Origin of the sequence: Wolbachia endosymbiont (group A) of Gymnosoma rotundatum (genome assembly GCF_947250765.1) — a bacterium.
Taxonomy (GTDB): domain Bacteria; phylum Pseudomonadota; class Alphaproteobacteria; order Rickettsiales; family Anaplasmataceae; genus Wolbachia; species Wolbachia pipientis.
The window spans coordinates 1199475-1224848 of record NZ_OX366347.1; the positions used below are offsets into that span (position 1 = coordinate 1199475).

The 25374-nt window shown below is 34.9% G+C and carries 19 protein-coding genes, 1 tRNA gene and 3 pseudogenes; 12 read left to right on the forward strand and 11 right to left on the reverse strand.

Annotation, left to right across the window (positions count from 1 at the left end):
- Window positions 1-253: 253 nt before the first annotated feature.
- A pseudogene (locus tag OOK97_RS05970) lies at window positions 254-391 on the forward strand (group II intron maturase-specific domain-containing protein); the annotation flags it as partial.
- A gap of 31 nt (window positions 392-422) precedes the next feature.
- Here the strand turns inward: OOK97_RS05970 and OOK97_RS05975 are convergent.
- Complete coding sequence (locus tag OOK97_RS05975; protein ID WP_264705184.1) at window positions 423-1277, reverse strand: recombinase family protein; 855 nt, start codon at window positions 1275-1277, stop codon at window positions 423-425.
- A gap of 8 nt (window positions 1278-1285) precedes the next feature.
- Window positions 1286-1564 carry a recombinase family protein gene (locus OOK97_RS05980; protein ID WP_264705185.1) on the reverse strand — a complete coding sequence of 93 codons (279 nt, stop codon included), beginning with the start codon at window positions 1562-1564 and terminating at the stop codon, window positions 1286-1288.
- Window positions 1565-1926: 362 nt separating this feature from the next.
- Between OOK97_RS05980 and OOK97_RS05985 the strand changes: the two genes are divergently transcribed.
- The 5 genes from OOK97_RS05985 (at window position 1927) to OOK97_RS06005 (ending at window position 5023) form a co-directional block, all read left to right on the forward strand.
- Window positions 1927-2151: a hypothetical protein gene (locus OOK97_RS05985; RefSeq protein WP_065094365.1), complete on the forward strand. Its 225-nt coding sequence runs from the start codon at window positions 1927-1929 to the stop codon at window positions 2149-2151.
- 4 nt (window positions 2152-2155) lie between these two features.
- Complete coding sequence (locus OOK97_RS05990) at window positions 2156-3070, forward strand: patatin-like phospholipase family protein (RefSeq protein WP_264705671.1); 915 nt, start codon at window positions 2156-2158, stop codon at window positions 3068-3070.
- Window positions 3071-3073: 3 nt separating this feature from the next.
- Complete coding sequence (locus OOK97_RS05995) at window positions 3074-3676, forward strand: hypothetical protein (protein WP_264705186.1); 603 nt, start codon at window positions 3074-3076, stop codon at window positions 3674-3676.
- Between the two features lie 175 nt (window positions 3677-3851).
- A complete protein-coding gene (locus tag OOK97_RS06000) occupies window positions 3852-4661 on the forward strand; it encodes an ankyrin repeat domain-containing protein (RefSeq protein ID WP_264705187.1) in 810 nt (269 codons plus the stop codon).
- Window positions 4652-5023, forward strand: a complete 372-nt coding sequence (locus OOK97_RS06005) for a hypothetical protein (RefSeq protein WP_264705188.1) — start codon at window positions 4652-4654, stop codon at window positions 5021-5023. Before OOK97_RS06000 ends, OOK97_RS06005 begins: the two co-directional genes overlap by 10 nt.
- A 7-nt stretch (window positions 5024-5030) precedes the next feature.
- On the opposite strand, the gene OOK97_RS06010 is transcribed toward OOK97_RS06005, so the two are convergent.
- Window positions 5031-5789: a helix-turn-helix transcriptional regulator gene (locus OOK97_RS06010; protein WP_264705189.1), complete on the reverse strand. Its 759-nt coding sequence runs from the start codon at window positions 5787-5789 to the stop codon at window positions 5031-5033.
- 259 nt (window positions 5790-6048) lie between these two features.
- On the opposite strand from OOK97_RS06010, the gene ligA reads away from it, so the two are divergent.
- Window positions 6049-7995, forward strand: coding sequence for an NAD-dependent DNA ligase LigA (gene ligA, locus OOK97_RS06015; RefSeq protein ID WP_264705190.1), 1947 nt, complete (start codon window positions 6049-6051; stop codon window positions 7993-7995).
- A 254-nt stretch (window positions 7996-8249) separates the two neighbouring features.
- Here ligA and wmk (OOK97_RS06020) read toward each other — a convergent pair whose 3' ends face one another.
- The 3 genes from wmk (OOK97_RS06020) to OOK97_RS06030 all read right to left on the reverse strand — a co-directional run bounded on the left by wmk (OOK97_RS06020) (window position 8250) and on the right by OOK97_RS06030 (window position 11341).
- Window positions 8250-9239 (reverse strand): WO male-killing family protein Wmk, encoded by a 990-nt coding sequence (gene wmk / locus OOK97_RS06020; RefSeq protein ID WP_264705192.1) that lies wholly within the window; start codon window positions 9237-9239, stop codon window positions 8250-8252.
- 135 nt (window positions 9240-9374) lie between these two features.
- The gene (gene wmk, locus OOK97_RS06025; RefSeq protein WP_264705193.1) at window positions 9375-10319 is read right to left on the reverse strand and encodes a WO male-killing family protein Wmk; all 945 of its coding nucleotides are present in this window, start codon (window positions 10317-10319) and stop codon (window positions 9375-9377) included.
- 89 nt (window positions 10320-10408) lie between these two features.
- Window positions 10409-11341 (reverse strand): hypothetical protein, encoded by a 933-nt coding sequence (locus tag OOK97_RS06030; RefSeq protein ID WP_264705194.1) that lies wholly within the window; start codon window positions 11339-11341, stop codon window positions 10409-10411.
- A gap of 288 nt (window positions 11342-11629) precedes the next feature.
- Here OOK97_RS06030 and OOK97_RS06035 point away from each other — a divergent pair.
- From OOK97_RS06035 to OOK97_RS06050, 4 genes and pseudogenes are all read left to right on the forward strand, one after another.
- Window positions 11630-11701 (forward strand) — tRNA-Asn (locus OOK97_RS06035).
- Window positions 11702-11989: 288 nt separating this feature from the next.
- A complete protein-coding gene (locus tag OOK97_RS06040) occupies window positions 11990-12934 on the forward strand; it encodes an Rpn family recombination-promoting nuclease/putative transposase (RefSeq protein ID WP_264705195.1) in 945 nt (314 codons plus the stop codon).
- 20 nt (window positions 12935-12954) lie between these two features.
- Window positions 12955-13476 carry a pyrimidine dimer DNA glycosylase/endonuclease V gene (locus OOK97_RS06045; protein ID WP_264705196.1) on the forward strand — a complete coding sequence of 174 codons (522 nt, stop codon included), beginning with the start codon at window positions 12955-12957 and terminating at the stop codon, window positions 13474-13476.
- Window positions 13477-13520: 44 nt separating this feature from the next.
- A pseudogene (locus tag OOK97_RS06050) lies at window positions 13521-13681 on the forward strand (Rpn family recombination-promoting nuclease/putative transposase); the annotation flags it as partial.
- Between the two features lie 11 nt (window positions 13682-13692).
- Here the strand turns inward: OOK97_RS06050 and OOK97_RS06055 are convergent.
- The 5 genes from OOK97_RS06055 to OOK97_RS06075 form a co-directional block, all read right to left on the reverse strand.
- A complete protein-coding gene (locus OOK97_RS06055) occupies window positions 13693-19506 on the reverse strand; it encodes an ankyrin repeat domain-containing protein (protein WP_264705197.1) in 5814 nt (1937 codons plus the stop codon).
- A gap of 251 nt (window positions 19507-19757) precedes the next feature.
- Window positions 19758-21083: an IS110 family RNA-guided transposase gene (locus tag OOK97_RS06060; RefSeq protein WP_172758466.1), complete on the reverse strand. Its 1326-nt coding sequence runs from the start codon at window positions 21081-21083 to the stop codon at window positions 19758-19760.
- Between the two features lie 170 nt (window positions 21084-21253).
- Complete coding sequence (locus tag OOK97_RS06065) at window positions 21254-21658, reverse strand: JAB domain-containing protein (protein ID WP_264705198.1); 405 nt, start codon at window positions 21656-21658, stop codon at window positions 21254-21256.
- Between the two features lie 546 nt (window positions 21659-22204).
- Window positions 22205-23092: an aspartate carbamoyltransferase catalytic subunit gene (locus tag OOK97_RS06070; protein WP_006280416.1), complete on the reverse strand. Its 888-nt coding sequence runs from the start codon at window positions 23090-23092 to the stop codon at window positions 22205-22207.
- 203 nt (window positions 23093-23295) lie between these two features.
- Complete coding sequence (locus OOK97_RS06075; protein WP_010082338.1) at window positions 23296-24321, reverse strand: Fe(3+) ABC transporter substrate-binding protein; 1026 nt, start codon at window positions 24319-24321, stop codon at window positions 23296-23298.
- Window positions 24322-24818: 497 nt separating this feature from the next.
- Between OOK97_RS06075 and OOK97_RS06080 the strand changes: the two are divergent.
- Window positions 24819-25366, forward strand: a pseudogene (locus OOK97_RS06080) (DUF6444 domain-containing protein); the annotation flags it as partial.
- Window positions 25367-25374 lie beyond the last annotated feature (8 nt).

Below are 25374 nucleotides of genomic sequence, written 5' to 3' on the forward strand. Positions count from 1 at the left end.
TAGCCATAAACACATATCTTATCGCATTCGGACTATTATAAGAAAGGCTATACATCCTAAAAAGACACAGATAGTGTACTGTAAGGATGACAATAGGAGAGATGAATTTCCTAAACAAAGTTTTGATTTTCTGGGTTACACATTCAGACCCAGGTTAGCAAGAAATAAAATAGGGAAGCATTTTGTTTCATTTCTCCCAGCAATTAGCAACAAGGCCAAGAAAAAGATTACTACAACCATAAGATCATGGAAAATGCTACGAAATACGCATATAACATTAGAGGAGATATCAGGAAAAGTAAATCCAATAGTCAGAGGCTGGTATCAGTACTATGGCAAATTTTACAGAACTGAGGTCTACAAATCTCTAAAGAATGTAGAGCGGCATCTAGAAAAGTGGGTCAAAAGGAAATATAAGAGACTCAGGAGTCACGGAAGACTAGCAAGACAATTTCTAGGAAAGGTGAGAGATAGGTCTCCAAATATTTTCTATCATTGGACACTAGGTTTAGGGTCAAAAAGGCTAAATAATGGGAGCTGTATAAGCTGAGAGGTTTATGTACAGTTCTGCGAGAGACTGGTAGGGGAAGTTCCACTGGTCTACTCTCCCGCTGATATTCCTTTAAAATTCTGTTTGGATTTTTTAATAGGCTTTTAACTTCTTCCCACACAGCTGTCTCTAATGTAGAAGCACGAATTGTTTTACTATTACAAATCTTATTACCAGCAAAACGGTAAGCATCTGCGCCAATACAACGATAACATTTTTTTTGAGACTTGCCATATCTTTTAGCATAATAAGAATACTGGCAACGCTTGCATACCAATAAGCCTTGCAATAGATTAGTTGTTCCTATTTGTCTTGCTCTTTGCCTTTTTGCGTTCTCAGCTAATTGCTTTTGAACTATATCAAACAAATCTTCATCAACTATTTTAGGTACTGGAATGTAAATCCAATGTTCCCTTCCAACACGATAGGTAGAACTATTCTTTTTAGGTTGTTCACAGGAATGTTTGTATGGTCTTATTTGCGGCAGCTTTGCACCTACCTTTGTTTTACCAAAAGCTGCTTGTCCTTTATAGACAGGATTTTTTAGTGTACCACAAAGCGTGCCTTTATTCCAGCATTTTCCCTTCGCTGACATGATAGACATGGTATTTAGCTGTCGACATACTTCTCCAGCACTCATTCTTTCTCTGCCTATCCAAGAAAATAGCTTACGAACCACTTCCGCTTCTTCTTCATAAACTTCAAACCGAGCTTGTCCTCCTTCCATCTGTTTATTTATATAACGGTAGCCGTATAGATTATGTCAATTTTACCTTCTGCTACTTTATTACGTAATTTTTCTAAGGCAGGACGAACTAAATTAGATCCACTATAGCCATTATCAACGAATTTATGTTCATCTAGCAATTCATGCCCATCTGCTTTAATTTTATTTTCTAAAGCTGAAAGTTGACTTGCAATCGTATTCTCTTGTACTTGTTTTTCTGAAGAAACTCTTGCATATAAGCTTACTGTTAACATTTGATCCTCCTTGAAGTTCTTTTTTATTTGCATTTACTGAATACTTTAGCACTGGCATTAATTTTGTGTAGGCGTCTAATAAATATACCTCTGCCAACCTATCAGGTTCATAACTAACTCGTATGGCAAATCTTTCTTTACTGTTCATAACATTCCATTTAAATAATATGCTCATTATTAATCCACTACATTAAAGCTGATAATTAGTTCGTCATTAGCGTCATAAATAAATGGAGCTCTTACTTTTGGACATAAAAGTTTTCTGGAAATACTTTTTTCAAGTTTTAAATTATTGGCAACATTGTCGTAGGTGTATTAGAAAAGATTTTTTGGACGTAATTTTGATGAATCTTGTATATATCAATACGCAGCTATTTGTGCAAGAGAACTTTAAGATGAAAAACCAAAGTACAGGAAAGATCCCTGTAGCAGTAATTGCTACTATGGTGATACAAACAATAGCATTTATCTGGTGGCTGGCAAAACTCGATTTAAGAGTGCATATGCATGATAAATTTATAGAGCAAAATCAAAGGACTACAGAAATCATCTATCGCCTTGAAGAAAGGGTCAAAAACCTTGCTGAGGAAGTTAATGAACTTGAGCAGAGACAAAAATAAAAAAGTGGCAAAGTATATTTTATCTGTTGATGGAGGTGGAATCAGAGGAATAATTCCTGCCATTATTCTAGCAGAAATTGAATCTAGAACAAAAAAGCCAATTTCTCAAATTTTTGACTTAATGGCAGGAACCTCAACCGGTGGGATTATTGTTGCTGGACTTTGTAAAAGCAATAAACCTCAATACTCTGCCAATGATTTAGTTGGACTTTACCAAGAGTATGGAGCTTATATCTTTCAATCATCATTTTGGAGAAAATCAATTGCTTCTTGGCTGAGTGGTTCTCAGTACTCGTATAGAAATATGGAATTTATTCTCAACAAATACTTTGGTGAAAGTACTATGGCCGATGTTGCGAGTAATCTACTGCTCACCAGTTATGACATTCACAATAACTGCCCATTTTTCTTCAAAAGCTGGAGAGAAGATAGAAACTTTATCAAACTAAAAGAAGCACTCAGAGCTACAACAGCAGCACCTACCTATTTCACACCAAAACGTCTAAAAATTGACCAGACAGATAAATTATTAGTAGATGGCGGGGTGTTTGCCAATAATCCAGCGGCTTGTGCTTATGCTAGTGGTAAAAGGTTATTTCCAAATGACGATATTGTGCTGTTATCGATAGGTACTGGTAGAACAGATAGAAGCATAGCTAATTCAAGAAGATTAGGAAAAATAAGCTGGATAAAACCACTACTACATGTGATGTTTTCTTCAAGTTTAGATGCAGTCAACTACCAACTTGATCAAGTTATAGCTGATAAATATATACGCATACAATCGCAATTAAAAATAGCATCACCTGACATGGATAATATTACATCAAAAAATATCAAATCTCTTCAGCAAGAGGCAAATGCAATGATAGAGGACAACCAGGAAGCAATAGATAGATTTTGCAATATTGAACTATAAACGATGCCAAGCAAGATAAAGAACTTATATAAAAAAGCAAAGAAACGTTTAAAAAACATAGTTTCATCCAAAAAACATAAAGCCGTAACTAAAAATCAAGAAGCTAAAACTTCAAACGATAAGCCAAAACCGCTCTCTGAAATTGTGGTGAAACCTAACCTATACTCGAAAGTAACCTCTAAAGCAAAAAAAGATAAAAAAGGAATAAAAGAAAAAATAAAAAGCTTAAAAACAAAATCTGTAGAGAAGGAATTGGGAAAAGGGAATATGTTTAAAAATGGCTTCAAAAAGCTAAAAGGTAAGCTAAAAAGCCTGAATCCCATAAAAGCTAAGAAAAACAAGATCATAGGAAGCAAAAAGTTAGCGTTTCTTCTATCTGCTGGAACGATTATAGCGATTTTGCCAATGTTCAATTTGCCCACTTTTCCAGCACTTGCAATAACTTCCGCATGCGTTTTCAGTATCAATTTTATCGCAGTCAAAACATTAAAGAAAGTCATTAAACAACACAAAGCAAAAGCTGTAGCTGAGCCAGAAAAGCTGGATAACGTAGCAATTGAGCCAGCAAAAAAAGATCCCAAACAAATTTCCAGAGATCTCGATTAACAAGTCTATTAAATACTTCACTATTTCTACTTAAATATTATCTTTTTAATAAAGCGCACTTGTAACATAAATGTTTTACCCCCAAAAATACGGCGGTAGCGAGTGCATGAGTTAATAATTTAAAAATATTTGTCACTACATACTTATACGTAAGCACATTTTGTGTGGGGTATGTATGATAATTGAGAAAATCTTACAAGATGCTTCCAAAAAGGTCGAGAAGCTTAACAACCCTAGTTTGCTCTTTTTATTGGTTCATGCAGTCTTCGCATGGATCATAAATAGCAGATTGGGTATTTGGTTCTTACATTTTTGTGCAGCAAAGAACTTGCATAGAACTATTGAATCCCTTGTCCAACATGGTGCTAATGTTGATGCTACAGGCAAAGAAGGAAATACAATACTGCATATTGCTTCTATATTTGGCTATACGGAAATAGTAGACATTATTGTAATAAGGAGTAAAAATATCAGTGTCCGTAATATTTACGGTAATACTCCCCTACATCTTGCAGTAAAGTATCAGCGTATAGAAGTTATGCAAACTTTGTTGCGATTTGGTGCCAATAATAACTGCTTAAATTGTCTAGGTCAATCTCCACTACATTTGGCTGTACAATATGCTGACAACGTAATGTTGGGATTGCTGATAAAAGCAGGTGCTTCTCTTGAGGTGAAAGACAAAAAAGGTAGTACTCCTCTGCTCATAGCAGTTTCATTGAATAAAGAAGATCACGTAGAGCTTCTATTACGCAGTAGAGCCAATATCAACACAACCGGGAGAGATGGTTGCACACCGTTACACTTAGCTGTGATGAATGGCAACAAAGAAATTGTGGAATTGTTGCTGCGTAGAAAAGCAGATGTTGATCTGAAATGTTTTTATAACTCTGAAGAAGGTTACACAGCACTAAAAAACGCTATGGCTGATAAAAATAAGGAAATTATGAAAATATTTTTGCGTCATGGAATAATATGGGAGTAGAAGCGATGTTCTACGAGCAAATTTGTATATGTGGCATAATAATAATTGTTGCTATTAAAATATTTTCCCTTCTGAGCAGAAGAGTGTATAAAAGTCCTGCCAGAAAGGTGATAGTAGTAGAAGAGAGTGGAGAGGAAATTGAACATAATCCAGATGATATCCGAGTTTATAAAGAAGATCTAAAAATAGTAGGAATTGCAAAACCGGTGGGTAAATGGACAAAGAAGTCAATACTCGAGAGGGAATTGATGTGGCGTTTAGCACATCTGATAAACGAAGAAGGGAGTGAAAAAGGGTATTGGGAGCTATTTGTCAAGGCACAGGCCTCAATCCGAGGTAAATATAAGGGAAGAGGCAGATAAATTTCCTTCAGCTTTCCTCTTCCTTTTCACAAATTTTTATTAACTTGGTTAAAAATGAGCTCCATAAATCTTTTATCTTTGTATTTTCAATTTTTTTGTATTCTTTCATTATATGGAATATCTTGTTTTCTCCTTGACCATTATCATCTTTACAATAACTTTCTGCTTTTGATGTAGGCAGTAGAACTACAAAACTTATTGATAGCCCTTTTGCTAATTCAGGTATATGCTTGAATGATGACAATATTTCTCTTTCGTATGTATTGACTTGAGTCCGTGATAACCCAGCTTTATCCGCAAGCTCCACCTGTGTATAACCTCTAATAAACCGCCAGTCTTTTGCCTTTTGTGCCATTTGGGATTTTATAGGCCTTACTTCTGTTATAGCCTTGTTAACTTTAATTCCCTCTGACAAAAATCTAGTTAGTGTACACACTGCTTCATGAACTTTCAGGTCCTTAATTCTTTTTAGGGATTGCAATAAACAAAATGCCTGCTTATTTTCGCGACTAATATATAGTCCTTCTGGTGGCTCAGGAAAGAAAACGTCAATGTCATAATATAATTTATTTGCCATCCTCTCGAGAGTTGTAGGTTCAATACTGTATACTCCTAGCTCATAATTTATAACCGTTGACTTTGCTACACCAGCTCTTTTTGCGAACTCAATCTGAGAGCACCCCATCTTTAACCTAATATCTTTTGCCTTTTGAGTTATTTGATAGCATAAAGAATCAGGATCTATTTTATTTTTGGTAGTAGTCATTGTTGCACAAATCTTGAGAATTTATATAGTGTTATCAAAGTGTATTAAAGCTTTATTACTCGGACGTAGAAATCTGTAAAGACCAAGATCTCTAATAATTAAATATCTCACTATTTCTATTTAAATATTATACTTTTAATAAGGCCCACTCGCAGTACAAACATTCTACCCAAAAAACACGGCGGTAGCGAGTGCATGAGTCAATAATTTATTTACGATTGACGCTGTATACTGGAATAGTCACAAAAAGAGGTACTTTATGAGTAAAAATGCAATAAAACTACAAAAAGAAATAGAACATCACAATGAGTTGTACTATCAGAAAAATACTTCAGAAATAACTGATGCACAATACGATGATCTGAAAGCCAAAGCACAACTTCTAGGAATTGATGTAACAGTTGGAGCTGCACCTGATGAAAGGTTTGCGGAAGTACAGCATATTGTGCCTATGCTCTCTTTGAATAACTCCTATAAACAAGAAGACCTTGAAGAATTCCTTGCTAGGGTCAGAAAACTTCTAAATGTGCATGAGTTAGAAATCATATGTGAGCCAAAGATCGATGGGTTGTCTTTTTCTGCAATCTATGAAGATGGTGTGTTCATTAAGGGTTTGACTCGTGGAAACGGCCAATATGGTGAGGATGTGACAAAAAATGTGGCGACTATAGAAGGATTGCCTAAAGTGTTACCTGACATAAAGGGTAGATTGGAAATCAGAGGAGAAGTCTATATCAGAAATGATGACTTTTTAAAATTAAATAAAAACAATGAATTCTCCACCCCACGTAACTTAGCCTCAGGCTCATTAAGGCAGCTAAATCCAGAAGTTACTGCTCGCAGGCCATTGAAATATTTTGCATACTCTTTGATCGGCGGAACAGAAAAAACCCAATCTGAAGTATTAAATAAGCTGAAAAAGCTTGGATTCTGTGTAAATGAGCATCAATGTTTAGCAAAAAACTTGGACGAAATGCTGAAGTTTTATCATAGAATACATGATAATTGCCATGAATTGGGTTATGATGTTGATGGAATAGTCTGTAAAATCAATAACTTACAGTTGCAAGAACGTCTAGGTAATACAAATAAAGCTCCTAGATGGGCAATAGCTCACAAATTTCCTGCAGCTCATGGAAAAACTAAAATAGAGAAGATATTAGTACAAGTCGGCAGAACGAGCCAATTAACACCAGTTGCTCAATTAGCTCCAATAAATATAGGAGGGGTTATCGTTACAAGAGCAACTCTATATAATAAAGATGAAATTGAGCGCAAGGACATAAGAGAAGGCGACGTAGTGGTAGTAGCTCGATCTGGCGATGTAATTCCTAAAATTATCGATGTTGATAAAAGTGCTCGTTCTCGAAATGCACCAAAGTTTGTTTTTCCCGACACCTGCCCTGAATGCGGGAGCGATATTGATGACTGGGAAAGATGTACCGGAGAAAACATCTGCCCAGCACAGCAAATAGGAAAGCTAAAATATTTTGTCTCTGAGAAAGGTCTTGATATTACTGGTTTTGGTGGTAAGCAAATGGAGTCCCTTCATGACCTTGGTTTGGTAAGGAAAATATCCGACATTTTTGCTCTGGAAGAAAAGCTCAAAAAATTCAGCTTAAGTGGGCTAGAGGGATGGGGTAAAAAATCTGTATCTAATTTGCTGGATTCTATCAATAGTAGAAGAACTGTAACGCTTGAAAAGTTTATATCTTCCCTAGCAATAAGATATGTTGGACCTGGTGTAGCAAAAGTCCTAGCCAACCATTATAAGTCCTACGAAAATTGGTATGAAGTAATGGTTAAATTATCTTCTGATGACAAAGCTCTCTACCAACTAATGAGAATAATTGGGGTAGGAGAAAAAACAGCAGATTCCTTGGAAGAGTTTTTCTCCAATGAAGATAATATTGAAATGGTAAATGAGCTTGCTAATCAATTAACCATTCTGCCTGTTAGTACTAATACCAGTAATTCCCCTTTCAGCGGTAAAACAATAGTTTTCACTGGAACTCTATCAACTATGGAAAGAAAAGAAGCGCAAGCAAAAGCCGAATCTTTAGGTGCCAACGTAAGCTCAAGTGTGTCAAATAAAACGGACATTGTGGTGGTCGGTGAAAAACCTGGGTCAAAGTATCAAAAAGCTTTGGAGTTAGGGATTAAAATTTTAACTGAAGAAGAATGGGTCGCTGCTTTGCCTTTATAGTTTACTTGGGGAAACCCTAAAAATAGGTGTTTTTGGGGCATAATTGCGCGAAAAATTACCATATCTCATTTAAAAGGCTTTAGAGCCATATTACAGAGGCAATTGCAAAAAGATGACCTTAAAGGACGTCCAACACCTCAAATGCCTCTGTAAGCTCTTCTGTGGAGGTCGTTTTTTTCAACATATTCAAAATTTGAAAAATAAGAGTTATATCAGATAGCTCTATATAAAATTTCTGCTACGATACCTTCAAATTACGCAAATTCCTTAGCAGATAAGCCAGTTGTTCGTGAGATAACATCGATAGAAACGCCTAACTTAAGTAGATTTTTTGCAACCTTAATTTTCTCTGCTTTTTTAACCTTTCCTTTGCCAGTCTTCATGTCTTCAGATAAAGACTTTACTAATCCGTCTAATATATCCACTGATTCTTGATCCTCAGTTTTTCTGTACTCACTTATGAAACCCAATAATTCATTTTCTTCTTTACTATCCTTATTTTTTCTTGTTTTAGGTAGCAGAGCCTTAACATTGACCGATAATGCTTCTGCTATTTCATGTAATTTGTCATATGGAACTGCTGTGTATCCTCTCTCATAGTTGTGTATTTTCCTAGGTGTTAAACCAACTTTATCCGCTAAATCTTTCTGATTATATCTTCTTATCAACCTCCATTTTTTTATTCTTTGTCCTATTTTATAGTGTATAGAATCAGTATGAACTTCTTCTTCTGCACTATCATATTCGTAAGTAGATAAGCCAGTTACCTGAAAGATAACATCAACACAAACCCCTTCCTTAACTAGATTCTTTGCTACTTCTATTCTCGCTTCTTCTTGATTAAATTTTTCACTAACATAGACAGATCTGATCAATGGACGCACTACCTTGCGTAACTTTTGATCCTGAATTTTTCCATATATTTTTGAGAGATAGAGTATTTCTTCATCCTCATCTTCACAATAACTGTCTTTCCTTACTACTACTGGTTCAGGTAGTAGATCTGTAACACTAATTGATAATTCCTCTGCTATTGTATATGGTATCTCAATCGGAATAAGAATATATCCTAGTTCATAGCTGTTTATTTCTTGATATGTTAACCCGATCTTACTTGCTAACTCTGCCTGCGTATATCCTTGCATTAACCTGCAATTTTCTATTTTTTGTCCTATCTTGTAGCTCATAGAACCAACTAGGTTAACGTAGCTAAAGTCGCTAACTTCTCTTACAGGAATAAACATATATTTATAGAAACAAGAAAACTTATGTACTTTACCATAGGACTTTATTAAAGCCTAATATTTGCTATGATTTTTTCATACACTGTGGCAATACTTCTGCTGCGATGCCTTTCATCAACTATAAAAACTTTCAAATCATGCAATTTGATCAGCAGATAAACCAATTGTTTGCAAAATAATATCAATAGAAATTCCTCCTTTTACTAAATCCTTTGCAACTTTAATCTTCTCTGCTTTTCTAATTTTTTCCTCACAAATTCGTATGCCTTCAAACAAAGACTTGATTAGCGCATTGCGTAACTCTTGATTCTCAATTTTCTTGTATTCTTCAATTACATTCGGTAATTCATTTTCTACTTTGTCATCCTCATCTTCTGCTGATTCAGGTAGTAGATCTATGATACTAATCGATAATGCTTCTGCTATGTCGTATAATTTATCAAGCGGAATAGTAGTTCGTCCTTGCTCATATTTGCTTATTTTTTGACGTGTTATACCGATTTTTTTCGCTAATTCTAACTGAGTATACTTCCGTGCCAGCCTCCACCCTTTTATCTTTTTCCCTATTTTTTGGAATATAGAATCAGTTTTTTTCTTAATATATTTATCAACAGATAAGCCGATTATTTTTGAGACAATATCAACAGAAACTCCCGCTTTAACTAGATTTCTTGCTATTTCCATTCTCTCTGCTTTTCTACTATTTTTTTCACTGAGCTGAGCAGATTTGGTTAATAAATAAAATACCTTGCATAATTCTTGATCATTAATCGTTTTATATTTTCTTACTAAATTTAATATTTCTTCTTCTTCGTTTTCAAGATAACTTTTTCCATTTGACACAGGAACAAGATCTTTAATACTTACTGATAATGCATCTGCTATAGCATATAACCTTTCGATTGGAATTCTACGTTTCCCTTTTTCGTAATGAAGTATTAGCCAATATGATACACCGATTTTCTTCGCTAACTCCTTCTGGGTATACCCTCGTTCTAATCTCCAATATTTTACTCTTTGTCCTACTTTGTAGTCTAAAGAATCAGTTGCGTTATCGTAACTACCGTTGCCAGTGGTCACTCTTTTTCACATGAATTTCAAAATAAATATATTCTAAGATTTTATTAAAGTTTCCACATAAAACCAACACCCCACAAATTGCTTGCTCACTAATGTCTTCTATTTGCATTGTTGCTAAATCTTGATAATAATTTCTCCCTTTCGTTTATTACTTGGTTGCTTTTATTTCCAATCTCCCCCATTTCCCTTTCTCGCTCTTCAATACTAAACTTGATAATCTCATTTGAATATTTGCTCTTTCCACTTGCTAGTTCCGATTTTAACCTTCTTACCTTATATTCCAATTCTACAAACCTTTCATGTTCCCTTAGTTTCTCTATCATCTGATTTACTTGTGATAGCAATTCCACTTCTTCTAAGCCTTCTGCTATTTTCATCAGTAATAACTCATCTATTTTATAATTTACTCCAGATTGAACTATAAATAGGTTAATCATTGCTTGTATATCAACAGGCTTTGCTATTAATACATCAACATTACTATACATAAACCGTTTTAGACTTATATTTTTTTCTAGGTAATTTTTCATATCTTGTGATAAGTTTTCTTTTAATTCTTCATACACTCCTGACAGCAACGTCTCTAATTCCTTAAAAAATTCAATCTCTATCTCATCAGACGTAAGAATCATTAGCAGATGTTTTACTAACTCTCTATCATTTGATTTGATTGCCTGATAAATTGCTTTTTCTCTATTCTCTTTCAAATCATATAGTTCTGATGAATCACCAAGGCTAAATAAATAGTTTGTAGCTTCTCCAGAAACATAGGCAATATTAACTTCTCTCAGCGGATGACCATCATTAAACTGTTCTAGTAACTCACTATCAGTAGTTTCTTCTATTGCAACAGCTACTTTACTCAACTTCTTTAGCTGATCTATATTGCCTTGAGAATTTCTAGGTGTATTTTTAACTTCTTCTAGCACTTCGTTATAAAGACTTTGTTTTTCCTCATTGCTTAACAATGCACAATGCTTCTTCAGCTGCTTGGAAGTTTTAGATAGAAATTGTACTAACATATTTGCCTGCGTTTTGCTGAGGACTAGTATATCCAATGCTCACGCTATGACAAGCTAAAATGGTGGTTTTTAATCTTTGGAGTTTTTCTCTTAGTGCTTTGTAAATCGTGAGCACCTCCAATCTAGCGAAGCGGCAGAAAATACTTGAACAAGCAAAGAATAAAACGGGCCAGTGTAATATGGTTAAAGCGAAGTTCTTTCCTCTACCGTTTTCTGCTGCTCAGCTACGCTTTATTGCAAAAACCGTTTACAATCAGCGTTCAACATGATAAATTCAAACCAGTTTATTCCTCGGTAGCTCAGTGGTAGAGCAGTTGGCTGTTAACCAATTGGTCGCTGGTTCGAATCCGGCCCGGGGAGCTTTTATACTAATTTTAGTGTAATACAGATAATAGTCCATTTTAATGTCAGGGGGGCGGTTTAAGAAACGGTAGATAAGAGGTTATAAAAATCCTGGGTTTTGAGGCCATTTTTAGAGATAGTTATAAAAGTCGTAAATTCTCCATCTAAATGCCATTCTGAGGTCATTTATGAAAGACATTTTTTTCACCAATACTCTTGAAGATCAAAATAAGACCTAAAAACAAAAATGTTGAATATTTCTTCACAATTGTGTATAATCATTAATGCTTTTTATCTTACTTTCTCATGGCTCTTTCCAAGTTTCTCGATCCCAAGAATGATATATCGTTCAAGCGCATCTTTGGTACTGAAAAAAATAAGGACATTCTTATTCACTTCCTTAATGATATCCTTGGCTTCACTGGCAAAAGTACAATAAAGGATATAGAGTTCTTAAGTACTATTCAAGACCCTGATATTGCTTCTAAAAAACAAAGCATTGTTGATGTTCTTTGTAGGGATGAAAATGGGCTGCAAGTGATAGTTGAAATGCAGGTCGCTAAAACTAAGGGCTTTGAAAAACGTGCTCAATACTATGCTGCTAAAGCCTATTCAAGACAGGCTGACAAAGGCGATCAATATCATGACCTTAAGGAAATTATCTTTATTGCTATAGCAGATTGTATTTTATTTCCTGATAAGTCTGAGTACAAATCAAAGCACACTATTCGTGATGAAGATACTAATGAGCATGATCTAAAAGATTTTTACTTTATATTTATTGAGTTGCCTAAATTTCTAAAAACCAAAGAAGATCAGCTTTCAAGTATAGTTGAAAAATGGGTATACTTTTTCAGATATGCAGATGAAACTAGTGAAGAAGAGCTAGAGAGAATAATAGGAAGTGACCTAATAATTAAAAGAGCATATGAAGAACTAAATAGGTTCAACTGGTCAGAAAAAGAATTTATTGCCTATGAACAAGAGATAAAGCGTATTCGTGATGAACAGGCTGTCCTTGCTCAAAAACTCGATGATGCTAAACATGAAGGTAGACAAGAAGGCATCCAAATCGGTCATGAAAAAGGCAGAGCGGAAGGCAAGGAGGAAGGCATTAAAATTGGCGCGGAGGAGGGTGAAAAACAAGCTAAGATAACAGTTGCAAAAAATCTACTTAAAGCAGGGGTTTCTATTGATATCATAGCTCAAACTACTGGTCTTACAGTTAATGAAGTCAAAGGCTTAATCTGATTTTATCTTTTAACACCTAGATGAACATCTTTGTACTAGATGAAAACCCAGCAATTGCAGCACAAATGTTGTGCGATAAACACATAGTAAAAATGCCATTAGAAACTGCTCAATTACTTAGTAGTGTTTTTTCAATAGCACTAAAAGCGCCAAATCCTTTAGTCAGCATCACAGACCAGAATATAGAAGTTCCATATAAACTTACTCATAAAAACCATCCTTGTTCTTTATGGGCTAGACAATCAAAAAGAAACTTTAATTGGTTGATAAAGTACGGAAAAGAATTGTGTATAGAGTATAGCTTGCGATACAAAAGAACTCATAAATCCGAAGAAGTTATAGATTGGTGTGATAATAATAAGGATTTGCTAATTTTTCAATCAGCTAATATACAAGCTTTTACACAAGCATTACCTGATCGATATAAATGTAGTAATCCAATAGAAGCCTATAGAGAATATTACCTAAAAGAAAAGATGAGGTTTGCTAAATGGGAAAAAGGTAGAGAAGCACCAGATTGGTTGCTAGACAGAATAATATAGTCTGATCAGTCATAAATAGAGAAGCTATCCAAATCGGCCATGAAAAAGGCAGGGAGGAAGGCATCCTCATCGGCGAAGAAAAGGGCAGAAAAGAAAGAGAAATCGAGGTGGCCAAAACTTACTTAAGGCCGGCATTTCTACTGACATCATATCACAAACTACAGGTCTTTCTCTTGATGAGATCAAACGCCTACAGACCACATAGTTTTCTTTGATTCAGAGACCCAAAATATTGTCTATGCCTTTAACTACTGATGTTCCGTTTAAGAAAGTATCAGGCTTTTTAGGTAGCCCTTTTGCAACCACTTTTCTTGAAATTTCCTGATCTGAGGTCTGCTCTACTTTCTGTTGTAGCAGTACAGCTTCTTTCTCCCCTTCTAAATTGCTCTTTAAGCAAGTGAGAAATTTACCTGTTTGTTCAAGTTCTGGACATGCTTCTTTTGCAAATGAATATAGAGTTTTTGATATTTCAGAAAATTTTCCATTCCTTATTTGTCCAACTATAGCTAATTGTGATTTTACAGGATTAAAATCTAAATTTATTGCTGATATACCTGATTTAATAGCTGCTTCATTCAATACCTTTTCAAATTTCTCTATGATATTTAATGCATAGCCCTGTGCTTTGATTAATGATACATCCTGATCTGCTGAAGAAGTATACTTTTGACCTGTAACTTTTCTAATGAGCACATCAAGTAACATTATTGTACCATCAGCATCTATTTGCATATCAACTTGTGACATTGAACTTGCAGTACTTGATGTTTCCTCAGGCTTAGAACTCAATTTACCTATAGAGTTTTTTACCCAGCCAACTAAATCATTTATCCATGAAGATGGCTTAATCCCTCCGCTTGTAGCTTTTCCCTTGTTATAGCCTATTTTGTCATTTTGTAACGAAGCCTCAACAACTTTTGCGACACTACGACGATTACGAGCACCTATTGATTCAAAGTGAATAGAATTATTACGATGTCCTCTATGATGATGTTCATGTCTTATATGGTGACGCCTACTTCTTCGTGCAACTTCACAATCCTCAACCTTCCACTTAAAAGCATCGTTGCCCTCTTCATTTGAAGGCCAGGTAAATACATACCAACGTTCACTGTCAAATTGGAAACCATTATTAGGTGAATACAAGTACCTTTTATGTTCAACATTCTTTAGATACACATTATCGCCATTAGGCTCAACCTTCCACTTAGCATCGTTATCTCCATCATTTGAAGGCCAGGTAAACACATACCGCCGTTCTTTGTCAAATTGAAAATTATCAGACTTATTAGGTGAATACAAGTACCTTTTATGTTCAACATTCTTTAGATACACATTATCGCCATTAGGCTCAACCTTCCACTTAGCATCGTTATCTCCATCATTTGAAGGCCAGGTAAATACATACCGCCGTTCTTTGTCAAATTGAAAATTATCAGACTTATTAGGTGAATACAAGTACCTTTTATGTTCAACATTTTTAATACATACTTCTGACGAAAACACCAGATTCTTTACTGATTCTGGCAATTTACTTTTTAATCCTTCAAAGTCAGACGTTTGTCCTTCACTATTCATCTTCTCCATAACTCCTTTTATACAATATGCTAGCTTAAGCACTGTATTATCACGAAAGTCACTTGCTTCAATGTTAGTACCTTTACCTAACAGAAAGTTGATTATATCCAGCCTATTATGTTGAACAGCTATGCAGAGAGGTATTTGACCATTTTCGTCTCGAGCTCTAATATTGGCACCTTGAGTGACAAGGTCTTCTACTTTACTTAAAGCATCACCTTTTGCTGCAATCAAAAGTTTCTTATCTAAATCCAACTGTACTTGTTTCAAGAATTCTACTACACCTGTTTGAGTAGCTAAGTCTAGAGGTATTTTTCCATCGTTATTCCTAGCATTTATGTGAGCCTTTTTATCTATAAGGTATTTTACTATCTCTAGCTTGCCATTACTAGCAGCTAAATGCAAAGGTGTATACCCATAATTATCTCCTATATTAACATTAGCACTTTTTTCTTCTATAAGGTATTTTACTACCTCTAAACTACCACCCTCAGCAGCAAAGTGCAAAGGTGCCTGCCCAGATTTATCCACCAATTTAAAATTAGCTTCTTTTTCTTCTATAAGATATCTTACTACCTCCAAATTACCACTCTTAGCAGCAAAGTGCAAAGGTGTCTGCTCATCATTGTCCGTTGCATTAATATTAGCGTTTTTCTTTCCTAGAAGGTATTTTACTACCTCTATATCATTACTAACAGCAGCATAATGCAAAGGCACCTTTCCAGAACCATCCTTCACATTAATATCAGCCTTTTTCTTTTCTATAAGGTATTTTACTACTTCCAACCTACTATGCTCAACAGCATAATGCAAAGGTGTAATCTTATAGCTATCCCCTACATTAAAATCAACTTGTTTCCTTTCTATAAAGTATTTTACTACCTCTAGGTTACCACCAAAAGCAGCTAAGTGCAAAAGTGTCCACCCAAAATCACCTTCTTTTACATTAAAATCAACGCCTTTCTTTTCTATGAGGTATTTTACTACTTTTAGCTTACCATTACTAACGGCACAGTGCAAAAGTGTTTGCTCTTCACTATCTTTAACATTAACACTAACTCCTTGATTTATGAGACTCTGAACTTCACCAAAATCATCATATTCTACTGCATCAAACAATCTTTCTGTTAATTCTTTAATAATGGAATCTGCCAAACCTCCATGACCCCTTCTTTTCAGCATTTTTAAAGGTGTTTCACTATTAACTTCCAAGTCAATCTTAGCACCTTTTCCTATAAAGTATTTTACAACCTTTAGCGCATCATTCATAGCAGCATAGTGTAGAGGTGTCTGCCCAACATTATCCTTTACATTTAAATTAGCCCCTTTTTCTATGAGGTATTTCACTATCCTTAGCCTACCAGCTTCAGCAGCAGAGTGCAGAAGTACCTGCCCACCATTACTCTTTACATTAACATCAACGTGTTTCTCTTCTATAAGGTATTTTACTACTTCTAGATTGCAACCCTCAGCAGCACAGTGTAAAGGCGTCCTTCCAAAATTATCCTTTGCATTAATATCAGCACTTTTTTCTTCTACAAGATATCTTACTACCTCTAAATTACTATTCTCAGCACTACCCTTAGCAGCATAGTGCAAAGGTGTTTGCTCTTCATTGTTTCTAGCATCAATACTAACACCATGATTAATAAGCTCCTTGACCTCACCAATATTGTTTCTCTCTATTGCTTCAAACAGTTTTTGTTCCTTTATCGTACGCATTACAGCTTTATAACTATCAATCCTAACTTTCTTCTTTAATTCACTAAAGTTTCCAGCACTATCTATCCTTTCTATTTCCTTCCTTAACAATATCTTCTTATCATTAAACTCTATCTTTAGAGTCTCCATCTTATCTTGATTATTCTCGTAATAGAAATCATTCAATATGATAGTAGAAAGGTTGTTTTTATCGACATTAGAACTCAAAGAATTAGTTATAACTAAAGCATCATTATCACGAGCAAAAGTATAATCTCCTATCTCTTTCTTTACTCTTATCTTGTCTCCTTTCACCACATCTTTTGGATTTATGACATAAATGGTTTGACTATTATTATCAAAAACTAAAGGCTGTGGAGTTAATTCAAAATCGTCTAGAATCTCTTCAATTACGAATACATTATCAATTACTATATTTACTCTCTTGTACCAATTATTCTCTAATGCACCTTTTAATCTTATCTTAACTACTTCTTTTTTAGATGCATCATCAAGAGATAAATTAATCAGTAAATCACTATCAATTTTATTAACCTCTGTGTTGATTTCTCGACCAATATCCTTTTTTAACTGTTCCTTTATTTCACGTAGACTTAAAGTATCTATTTTATTCTCTTGATCAAAATCATAAATTATCACATCAGAAATTGGAAGCTTTTCAAGAGTTAGTTTTTCATGACCTGAGGTAATAACAAATACATTCTCACCACCGCTACCAACTAAGTGACTTGCTCTTGCCTTAGGATCATTCATCAATATATCATGATGACTGTGTCCAACTGTAAGAGCTTCATCATTCAAACGTACAATAACATACATTCGTGATTTGCCTGCTATAGAAGAGTAATCTTTTACAAGACTATCAATTGGCTTTTCAGTGTTCTGCATTGCATATACATTATTTTGACCCATTACAACTTTGGTGTTATCAACTAGATGATACGTAGTTATGTTCTCATTAGCACCACTAACAGTTAAATTAAAACTACTATTCACATCTAATTTCTTTTCTCTTTTATAGAATTCTTCTACAAAGCTAAAAGTTATATTTTTCTCAGATTTGTCGATAGCAGCAATATCTTTTAGTGTATAGTTAAAAGCAAACATATTGTTACTTTGTGAATTTGGACCTAAATCAATATATGCTTCCTTTCCCTTATCTCCCCTTATAAAATAAGTAAAGTTACCATTAATAGCACTATTAGTAACCTTAGTGTAAGGATTAACTATAATTTGAGTATCATAAAAACAAGCATCATCTTTTGGAATTGTAATGCTGTCTAAATAATTTTTATTTTCTCCTCCTTTACTATCCATATACTTAGTACCACAAGCAGATACTACTCGATCTACTCTACCTTTTCTACCTAAGAATTGATTTACATTACTTATATTAAGAGCAACTTTAGATGTATCTTTTAAAATTCCTTGACGAAAATCAGCAGATACTTGGTACCTACCTACTACCTTACTTTCCTCATCATGTGGAATGAGTCCACCAACATCAATTGTATCAATTCCTCCACGCCCATCTATAGAACCTTTAATTTCTCTATCTACAGCTGCACTAACACTCTTTCCTCCAAAAATAAAGTTATCATCTTTATCTCCCCCGGTTATTTCTTTATGCCCATCACCTAAAACAAAAATATTACTACTATCTTGAAAGCCCTTTATTCTATCTTTACCATCACCAAGGCTTATCAAAGTATAATTTCCAGCCCTATTATTTTCATATTCTACACCAATCGCACCATCGCAGTAATAAGTTCCACTCTTTGGAACAGATTCCCAGTCTCCTTTAGGCAGGCAAAATAAATCAATTCCTTCTAGATTATCTGGCCTTGTTCTACTCCATTTTATATCATTTCTCTTTTGATCTAGTAACACTACATTATCCAATATCCTACTGATATTTCTGTCTCCTCGATTAGGCATGCAATAGTCAGGTGAATATGGCCCTGGCTCAAAAGGAAAACACAACTCTCCAATATTTACCTTTATATTAGGAAAAACATATCTTTGAATGTACGGATTACCTTTCAAAAAGCTTATTGCGTTCTTGACTGCTTGATTATTTGCTTTTTTCTCTTCGAGCGAATCTTCGATATCGCCTGAAGATAGCAGACCCAAAAGAGCACGCGTTCCTTCAGTAACCTTCTCCCATCCTGTTAGATGAATTTGCTCATCAATTTTCTCAACTGTTCTTACTGCCATGTAAACATCAGTGCCTACAAATACTACAGCTCCTATTGCCATCCCTATAGGACCAGTGACAGCAGAAACTCCCTCCAATAATTCTAACCCTAATCCTTCTCCAATCTCTATTCCAAGTTCAATAGAGTCTACCCCAAGCTGTAAACTATCCCCTATAATAGGAACCAAAGCATCTTTATTACCTTTTTCATATTCTTTTACTTGATTATACAAATCATATGCAATAAAAGCACTAATTCCCCTTGAAAGAAATGGGGAGGCAAACCTTAGTGACTTACCAAGCAGTGCTCTGCCTTCTAACATATAACCTGCACCTTTCATAGATGCTACTTCTGCAACTTTTGCTAATCCTTGACTACCAAAAAGAAAACCTAAATTTATTGCAACATCTTCATAATCACCACGCAATAGATCGCCCACTACATTTTTTGCAATCATTCCATGCATAACCATACCAGAGACTTTTCCTACTCTCTCTAAATGACCAAGATACCTGTGATTATCAGTGAGCATATTGACCTTATTTTTATGGTCACCTATAACTTCACTTTCACTTGCTAAAGCAATGAAATTAGAAAACTTTTCCTCATTTGTTTCAAGTTCATTTGAGATACTAGAAAGAAACTTTTCACTATCTATTATAATGTTATCAAGATCTCTATTTTCAGTCCCTCCTTCATTAAATTTGTCTATTTCTTCCCATGTTAAACAACTCTCATCTGCAGATCTAGCACGTCTTCTACTTCTAAGAAACTTCCCATTAGTTATTCCTGTTGAACTAAGATATAACCGAATTCCTGTGCCTTTTTGATTAAATTTTTTACAACCCTCTCTTTGTAACGTGTTTCATAATAGTCCATACCTCTTTCTACATATTCTTGTCCATACTTCAACATACTATAAAAGATACATGCTAATTTCCTTGCCGTAGCAGTAATCGCTTTTGGTGCACCTAGTCTTTTTTTTAACCTTCTACAATATGCACCTATTCCGCTATTGCTTCTTGATACACAGTGAGCAGCCATTCGAAATGCATTCGCGGCACGATTAATGACTTTACGTGTTCTTGTGCTAAACACTTTTTCCCCTGTAATTTTATTAGCAGGGCTTAGCCCCAACCACGAAGTAAAATGCTTCTCTGATCGCCATTTATTATAGTTAACACCAACTTCCGAAATGATAGTTTGTACAGTTAGTATATCCAATCCAGGAATTTTGGTAAAATCTATACCAGTTACTCGATATAATTCTTCATGCAAAGCAAAGTTTGGTTTACTTTTTCTATGCTTATTTTTCTCTTCACCTAACTTTTTACTCTCATCAGACTTTGTCTCAAATGTTTTATAATATTCTTCAATGCTCCTGTCACATTCTGCTACTTTTTCCTGATAAATATTATATAGCTCAAATTCTTGCTTTAATGTAAATAGGTGTTCTTTTCTATAGTTTCCTGCTAATGCTTTTGCAATAACAGATTTATCACTTTTTATTCGTCCATCTCTTAGTTCAGCCAATTTTTCAGGATTACTCTCACCATCTATTATTGCTTTAATAATTTGCATTCCAGTTACACCAGTTGTATCGCTTATAACTCTATGTAGTTGAATATTCATTTGTGTTAGCGCTTTTTGCATACGCAAAGTATGTGTAGAAGCATTTTCAATTAAATTTTTACGTTGCCGAACATAACTACGCAATACACACATTTGATCATCTGGCCTAAATGACCCTTGGAGTAACCCGTAACTGTGTAGTTGTTGAATCCATTGACAATCTTGCACATCTGATTTTCTCCCAGGTACATTTTTAACATGTTTTGCGTTTACCAGTTTTACTTCAAATCCGTGTGATTCAAGTACTTGAAACAAAGGAATCCAGTACACTCCTGTTGACTCCATGGCTACTGTATTAACTTTACATTTTTTCAACCATTTTGCTATGTTGTAGAGATCTTCCGTAAAGCAGCTAAATTTTTGTATACGTTGTTCATCGCTTCCTTCGGGTACACATACATAATGTACAGCCGAGCCAACATCGATTCCTGCTGCATTAGGATTCGTTATCTCTAATTTACTTTTGACCTTTGCCATTTTTAATCTCCATTATATAATAATCCATAGTTGAGAAGTGCTTAAGCTTGGGACGGTTGAGTTATACATTCTTCTAATCGAGGTAGCCCAAAAGGCTCCATCAGTGGTTTGACCGTTCCTCCAAAGCCACGCTATTCTACGGGCACTTAAGGCACCATTGCACAGTTCGGCTATAACTGCAAAAAGCTCTTCTCTACAAAATTATATATAAAATTTGCCACACACTCAGCTAGGAAGTTTCTTTTTGGTTTGACAGGTTTTATCTGTCCGGCGCTATTATCAAGAATCGACAGCTTTTTTAACTTACCTTTCAATATCCTATCGAAAATCTCTTTCAGACAAAAGATACTTGCTATTGCTCCATCGTTCATTCCTGTAACATTTTTTAGCTCATGAAAATCAGCATTAATTACCCTTCCTAAACTACTAAAAAGCTCCATTAGCCTTTTGGCGACTTCTCTTCCTTCTGTACACGCGGATAGATTACGTTCCAGTAGCTCATGGTCAAGTAAAGACCTACCTCTACTTGATAGAATACGAGTTTCTAATTTCTCTTTTCTCTCACTATTATTCATAAAAACCTCCAAGATCAACATTATATACAAATTCAGCGCCAGCTTTCTGACGCAGTAGTTCTCGAGGAATTACCCTTTTGAACTCTAAATTTGCAATGTTGTCCTTGTTGCTTTCTTGTTATAAATACCAGAATAATAAGCTACTGATATTCCCTATCTTTTTTATCTTTAATCCATCATAGCTAGCGATGCAACAAAGCCCACTGGAATCCAGGTTGTAACCGTTCACGGATTGTGAGAATGAATAAAGAACTAAGCAGTCGTAACTTTTGGAAGGGATTTTGGCCATTGAGACGTGATGTCAAAAATATCGACAACATTCTTTCCACAAATCTTTCTCCATGTTCCGACCAGGTGAAAAAGCTGTTTTTACGATAGCCATCTAATTTGCCGTTCTGCAAGGTTGTTGATTGACTTCAGGCTTTCGTAAAAACTTCCACACCATATCCTCGGCCTTAACATCTTAATGGCCATTCTCAAACCATTTACAAGCCTTGTCATTTCATGCCCCCCCTTTTTGCATTAGTTGTGTAGCATCTTTTAATATTAGCAAGGCCTATAATAGTGCAACACTGCCTTACGTATTGCCAATCCAAATTCTACTTGCTGTAAAATAACACAATCTGCTACATCGCTGCTAATCTCAATCCCTCTGTTTATTGGCCCTGGGTGCATAACAATCGCATCTGGTTTTGCGTATGATAGCTTTTGTGAATCAAGTCCATACAAATAAAAATATTCTTTCTCTGAAGAACTATTATTCATGCGCTCTTTCTGCAATCTCAAAAGCATAATTACGTCAGCATCCTTTATACCTTCAATTAATGAATAATGGACTGAATCTACTTCAGGAAAATGCTTACAAATCAAAGTTGGTGGTGCGACCAAGTTTATCTCTGCTCCAAACATTTTTAGCAATCTTATATTTGATCTTGCAACTCTACTGTGCAGAATATCTCCACATATCACAACTTTGAGGTCCTTTATTTGCTTTTTGTGATTGCTGATTACAAGATAGTCTGCAAGAGCTTGAGTTGGATGTTCACTACTTCCATCGCCTGCATTGATTAGCGAGCAGTTAACATACTTTGCCAGTGTATTAATGATACCACTACTTTTATGCCTGATTATTATGTAATCAGGATTCATTGCATTTAATGTTTTGATCATGTCTTTTAGATCTTCTCCCTTGTTAATAGAAGAAGATCTTATTGGCAAAGTTACAACATTTGCTCCAAGGCTTTTTGCTGCTATTTCAAAAGACGCAAGTGTACGCGTTGAATCTTCAAAGAATAAATTTATTACTGTCTTATTTTCCAAGATATGACTATTTGCAACTTCTTTTTTAAGGTACTGGTTGGCCAACTTAGTTATGTTTTCTACATCATCGACTGTAAGGTCTGAGATGTTTAACAAATTCCTTCTCTTGTTCATAGTTTCCTTTTCAACTACTTGAACCTATTCTACTTTCTTATTACCTTTTTTCAATAGACTTCTTGTGCAGCAATTGTTTTGGTGAAAGAACGGAAAAAGATAGTAAAGTCAAAATTAAGTTAGAAGGAAGAAAAAGTTCAGCGAGTCAAGAGTAAGGTATATTAGCATAAATCTTTCATCCCAATGTTTAGTGGCGCTGGGGATTACTTCCACTTACACTCATCCGCTATCATAACAGCCTCAAAAAGATGCTTCTCAAGTTCACTTAGAGGCAAATCACTTTGTGAATAATTTCCCCAAGATTTTAGTATATCGGAAGTTTCAACGCCTTCAATAATAGGATATTCTTGGTTTTTTTTAGCGTATAACTCTTGAGCCTGCTTGCTTACTAAAAATTCCAATAAGACTATAGCATTTTCCCTGTTTTTTGCGTTTTTTGTTACTGCTGCACCACTGATGTTTACCATTACACCGTGATCGTTGCGATTAGGAAAAAAAGCCCCTAGCTTGTCTGCAACATTCTTTTTATTTTCTGATGAAAGAATTCTCGCAAAGTAGTAGCTGTTTACTATTGCAACATCTCCCTCACCCGCTGCTACGGCGTAAATTTGATCAGTATCACCACCACTTGGTTTTCTTGCCATATTGCTCACAATTCCGCTTACCCATTCTTTCGTCTTTTCAAAACCATTATTTGCAATCATAAAAGCAATTAACGATCTGTTATATGGACTTGTAGAAGAACGCACTAATATTTTTCCTTTCCATTTTTCATTTGCTAAATCTTCATAAGTACTTAAGTCCTTAGGGTCTACTGACTCTTTATTGTAAACCAATATCCTAGCTCTTTTTGTAAGACCAAACCAATAATCTTCACTGTCTCTAAATCTTGCAGGTATAACACTTTTTAAAACCTCTGAATCTACTTGAGATAAAAGTCCTCTTTTTTTTGCTAGAATTAAGTTGATTGCATCAGCAGTCAAAAATAAGTCAGCTTCACCACCGTTTTCCATTCGTGAAAGTAGCTGAGAATAATCATCAATGATGTAACGTACTTTAATACCTGTATTTTTCGTGAATTCATCAAACAAAGTACGTACTAATTCTTCTTTGCGCGATGAATAAACATTTACCACTTGTGAGTCATTAGTTCCGTCGTTTCTGTATAAATAAGTAATAACTATCAATATAATTGCTATTAAGGATGTGAATATAAAGGCTTTTTTCATATTGGATAAAAAATAACTTCTTTCAGTTAAAGTTACCAAGATGGTACAACTTTAGCAAGTGTAAAGTTCGTTAGATAAATCATAAAAACTTCCTTGACAAGCTTCGCCAGCCCCCTTATTATAACACTGAAGCTATTTATTTATCTTCGCAATCTCTGCAGTGGATTAATGACAAAAAACTTAATGTATTTGGCGTAAATCATGCTTAATTTTTTGCACTATGTGCACCTTATGTCTTTATAAAATTTCTAGGTTTTTACCTAATATAAGCTGAAATGCGCTATTTAAAACATTAAAAAACGCCAACTTAAAAAATGGATAGTGAATAACTAGCTACCCTAGGGTTTCTTTTGCCTTTTTTTCTGTTTAGTAAATTGTATCCGTTCAGCGGAGTGGTAGAATAAGGTAGACAAAGCAAGATAATAAAGATAATCATAGAGCAAAAGTGAGGTAATGTGGTAAACCTTTGAGAACTTTGCAAAAATTTACAGCAAAAAATAGAAAAACTGAAAGCAGAGATAGAAAACTTAAAAGCAGAAAATAAAGCTTTAAAGATAGAGAACGCTGAATTAAAGGAAAGGCTCGGTTTAAATTCAAAAAACTCATCCCTGCCCAGCTCAAAAGAGCTATACAAAATAAAAAAGGACAAGCCAAAAAGCGAAAGGAATGTTGGCGATCAGGTTGGGCATAAAGGAAATTTTCATGCCACAATGGAAGCGGATAAAGTAGTAAAAATAGAGTTGTCTAATATTTGCGAATGCGGAGGAGAGCTTGTAATATGCGAAAAACCTTATGTTCACCAAAAAGTTGATCTTCCGGAAATTAGGCCTTATGTAGTAATTGGAACATGGTCGTTGTTGGAGATGCAGAAAAAGAAAAAGTAGCAAGTTACCAGAAGGTGTTACGCCAGATACATTTGGTCCAAGGGTTAAGTCTATAATTGCAGCACTCAGCGGATTTTACAAAAACTCAAAGCGTGAAGTGGCTAGTATCATAAATGACATTTTTAATTTGAACATAAGTGTTGGCAGCATATCAGAGGTTGTCCACAAA

Excerpts from the sequence above, each read along its gene's own strand:
- OOK97_RS05975 (WP_264705184.1), bottom strand. The coding sequence starts at position 1,277 with ATGGAAGGAGGACAAGCTCGGTTTGAAGTTTATGAAGAAGAAGCGGAA.
- OOK97_RS05980 (WP_264705185.1), bottom strand. The coding sequence starts at position 1,564 with ATGCAAATAAAAAAGAACTTCAAGGAGGATCAAATGTTAACAGTAAGC.
- OOK97_RS05985 (WP_065094365.1), top strand. The coding sequence starts at position 1,927 with ATGAAAAACCAAAGTACAGGAAAGATCCCTGTAGCAGTAATTGCTACT.
- OOK97_RS05995 (WP_264705186.1), top strand. The coding sequence starts at position 3,074 with ATGCCAAGCAAGATAAAGAACTTATATAAAAAAGCAAAGAAACGTTTA.
- OOK97_RS06000 (WP_264705187.1), top strand. The coding sequence starts at position 3,852 with ATGATAATTGAGAAAATCTTACAAGATGCTTCCAAAAAGGTCGAGAAG.
- OOK97_RS06005 (WP_264705188.1), top strand. The coding sequence starts at position 4,652 with ATGGGAGTAGAAGCGATGTTCTACGAGCAAATTTGTATATGTGGCATA.
- OOK97_RS06010 (WP_264705189.1), bottom strand. The coding sequence starts at position 5,789 with ATGACTACTACCAAAAATAAAATAGATCCTGATTCTTTATGCTATCAA.
- ligA (WP_264705190.1), top strand. The coding sequence starts at position 6,049 with ATGAGTAAAAATGCAATAAAACTACAAAAAGAAATAGAACATCACAAT.
- wmk (WP_264705192.1), bottom strand. The coding sequence starts at position 9,239 with ATGTTTATTCCTGTAAGAGAAGTTAGCGACTTTAGCTACGTTAACCTA.
- OOK97_RS06030 (WP_264705194.1), bottom strand. The coding sequence starts at position 11,341 with ATGTTAGTACAATTTCTATCTAAAACTTCCAAGCAGCTGAAGAAGCAT.
- OOK97_RS06040 (WP_264705195.1), top strand. The coding sequence starts at position 11,990 with ATGGCTCTTTCCAAGTTTCTCGATCCCAAGAATGATATATCGTTCAAG.
- OOK97_RS06045 (WP_264705196.1), top strand. The coding sequence starts at position 12,955 with ATGAACATCTTTGTACTAGATGAAAACCCAGCAATTGCAGCACAAATG.
- OOK97_RS06055 (WP_264705197.1), bottom strand. The coding sequence starts at position 19,506 with ATGCTCACTGATAATCACAGGTATCTTGGTCATTTAGAGAGAGTAGGA.
- OOK97_RS06060 (WP_172758466.1), bottom strand. The coding sequence starts at position 21,083 with ATGGCAAAGGTCAAAAGTAAATTAGAGATAACGAATCCTAATGCAGCA.
- OOK97_RS06065 (WP_264705198.1), bottom strand. The coding sequence starts at position 21,658 with ATGAATAATAGTGAGAGAAAAGAGAAATTAGAAACTCGTATTCTATCA.
- OOK97_RS06070 (WP_006280416.1), bottom strand. The coding sequence starts at position 23,092 with ATGAACAAGAGAAGGAATTTGTTAAACATCTCAGACCTTACAGTCGAT.
- OOK97_RS06075 (WP_010082338.1), bottom strand. The coding sequence starts at position 24,321 with ATGAAAAAAGCCTTTATATTCACATCCTTAATAGCAATTATATTGATA.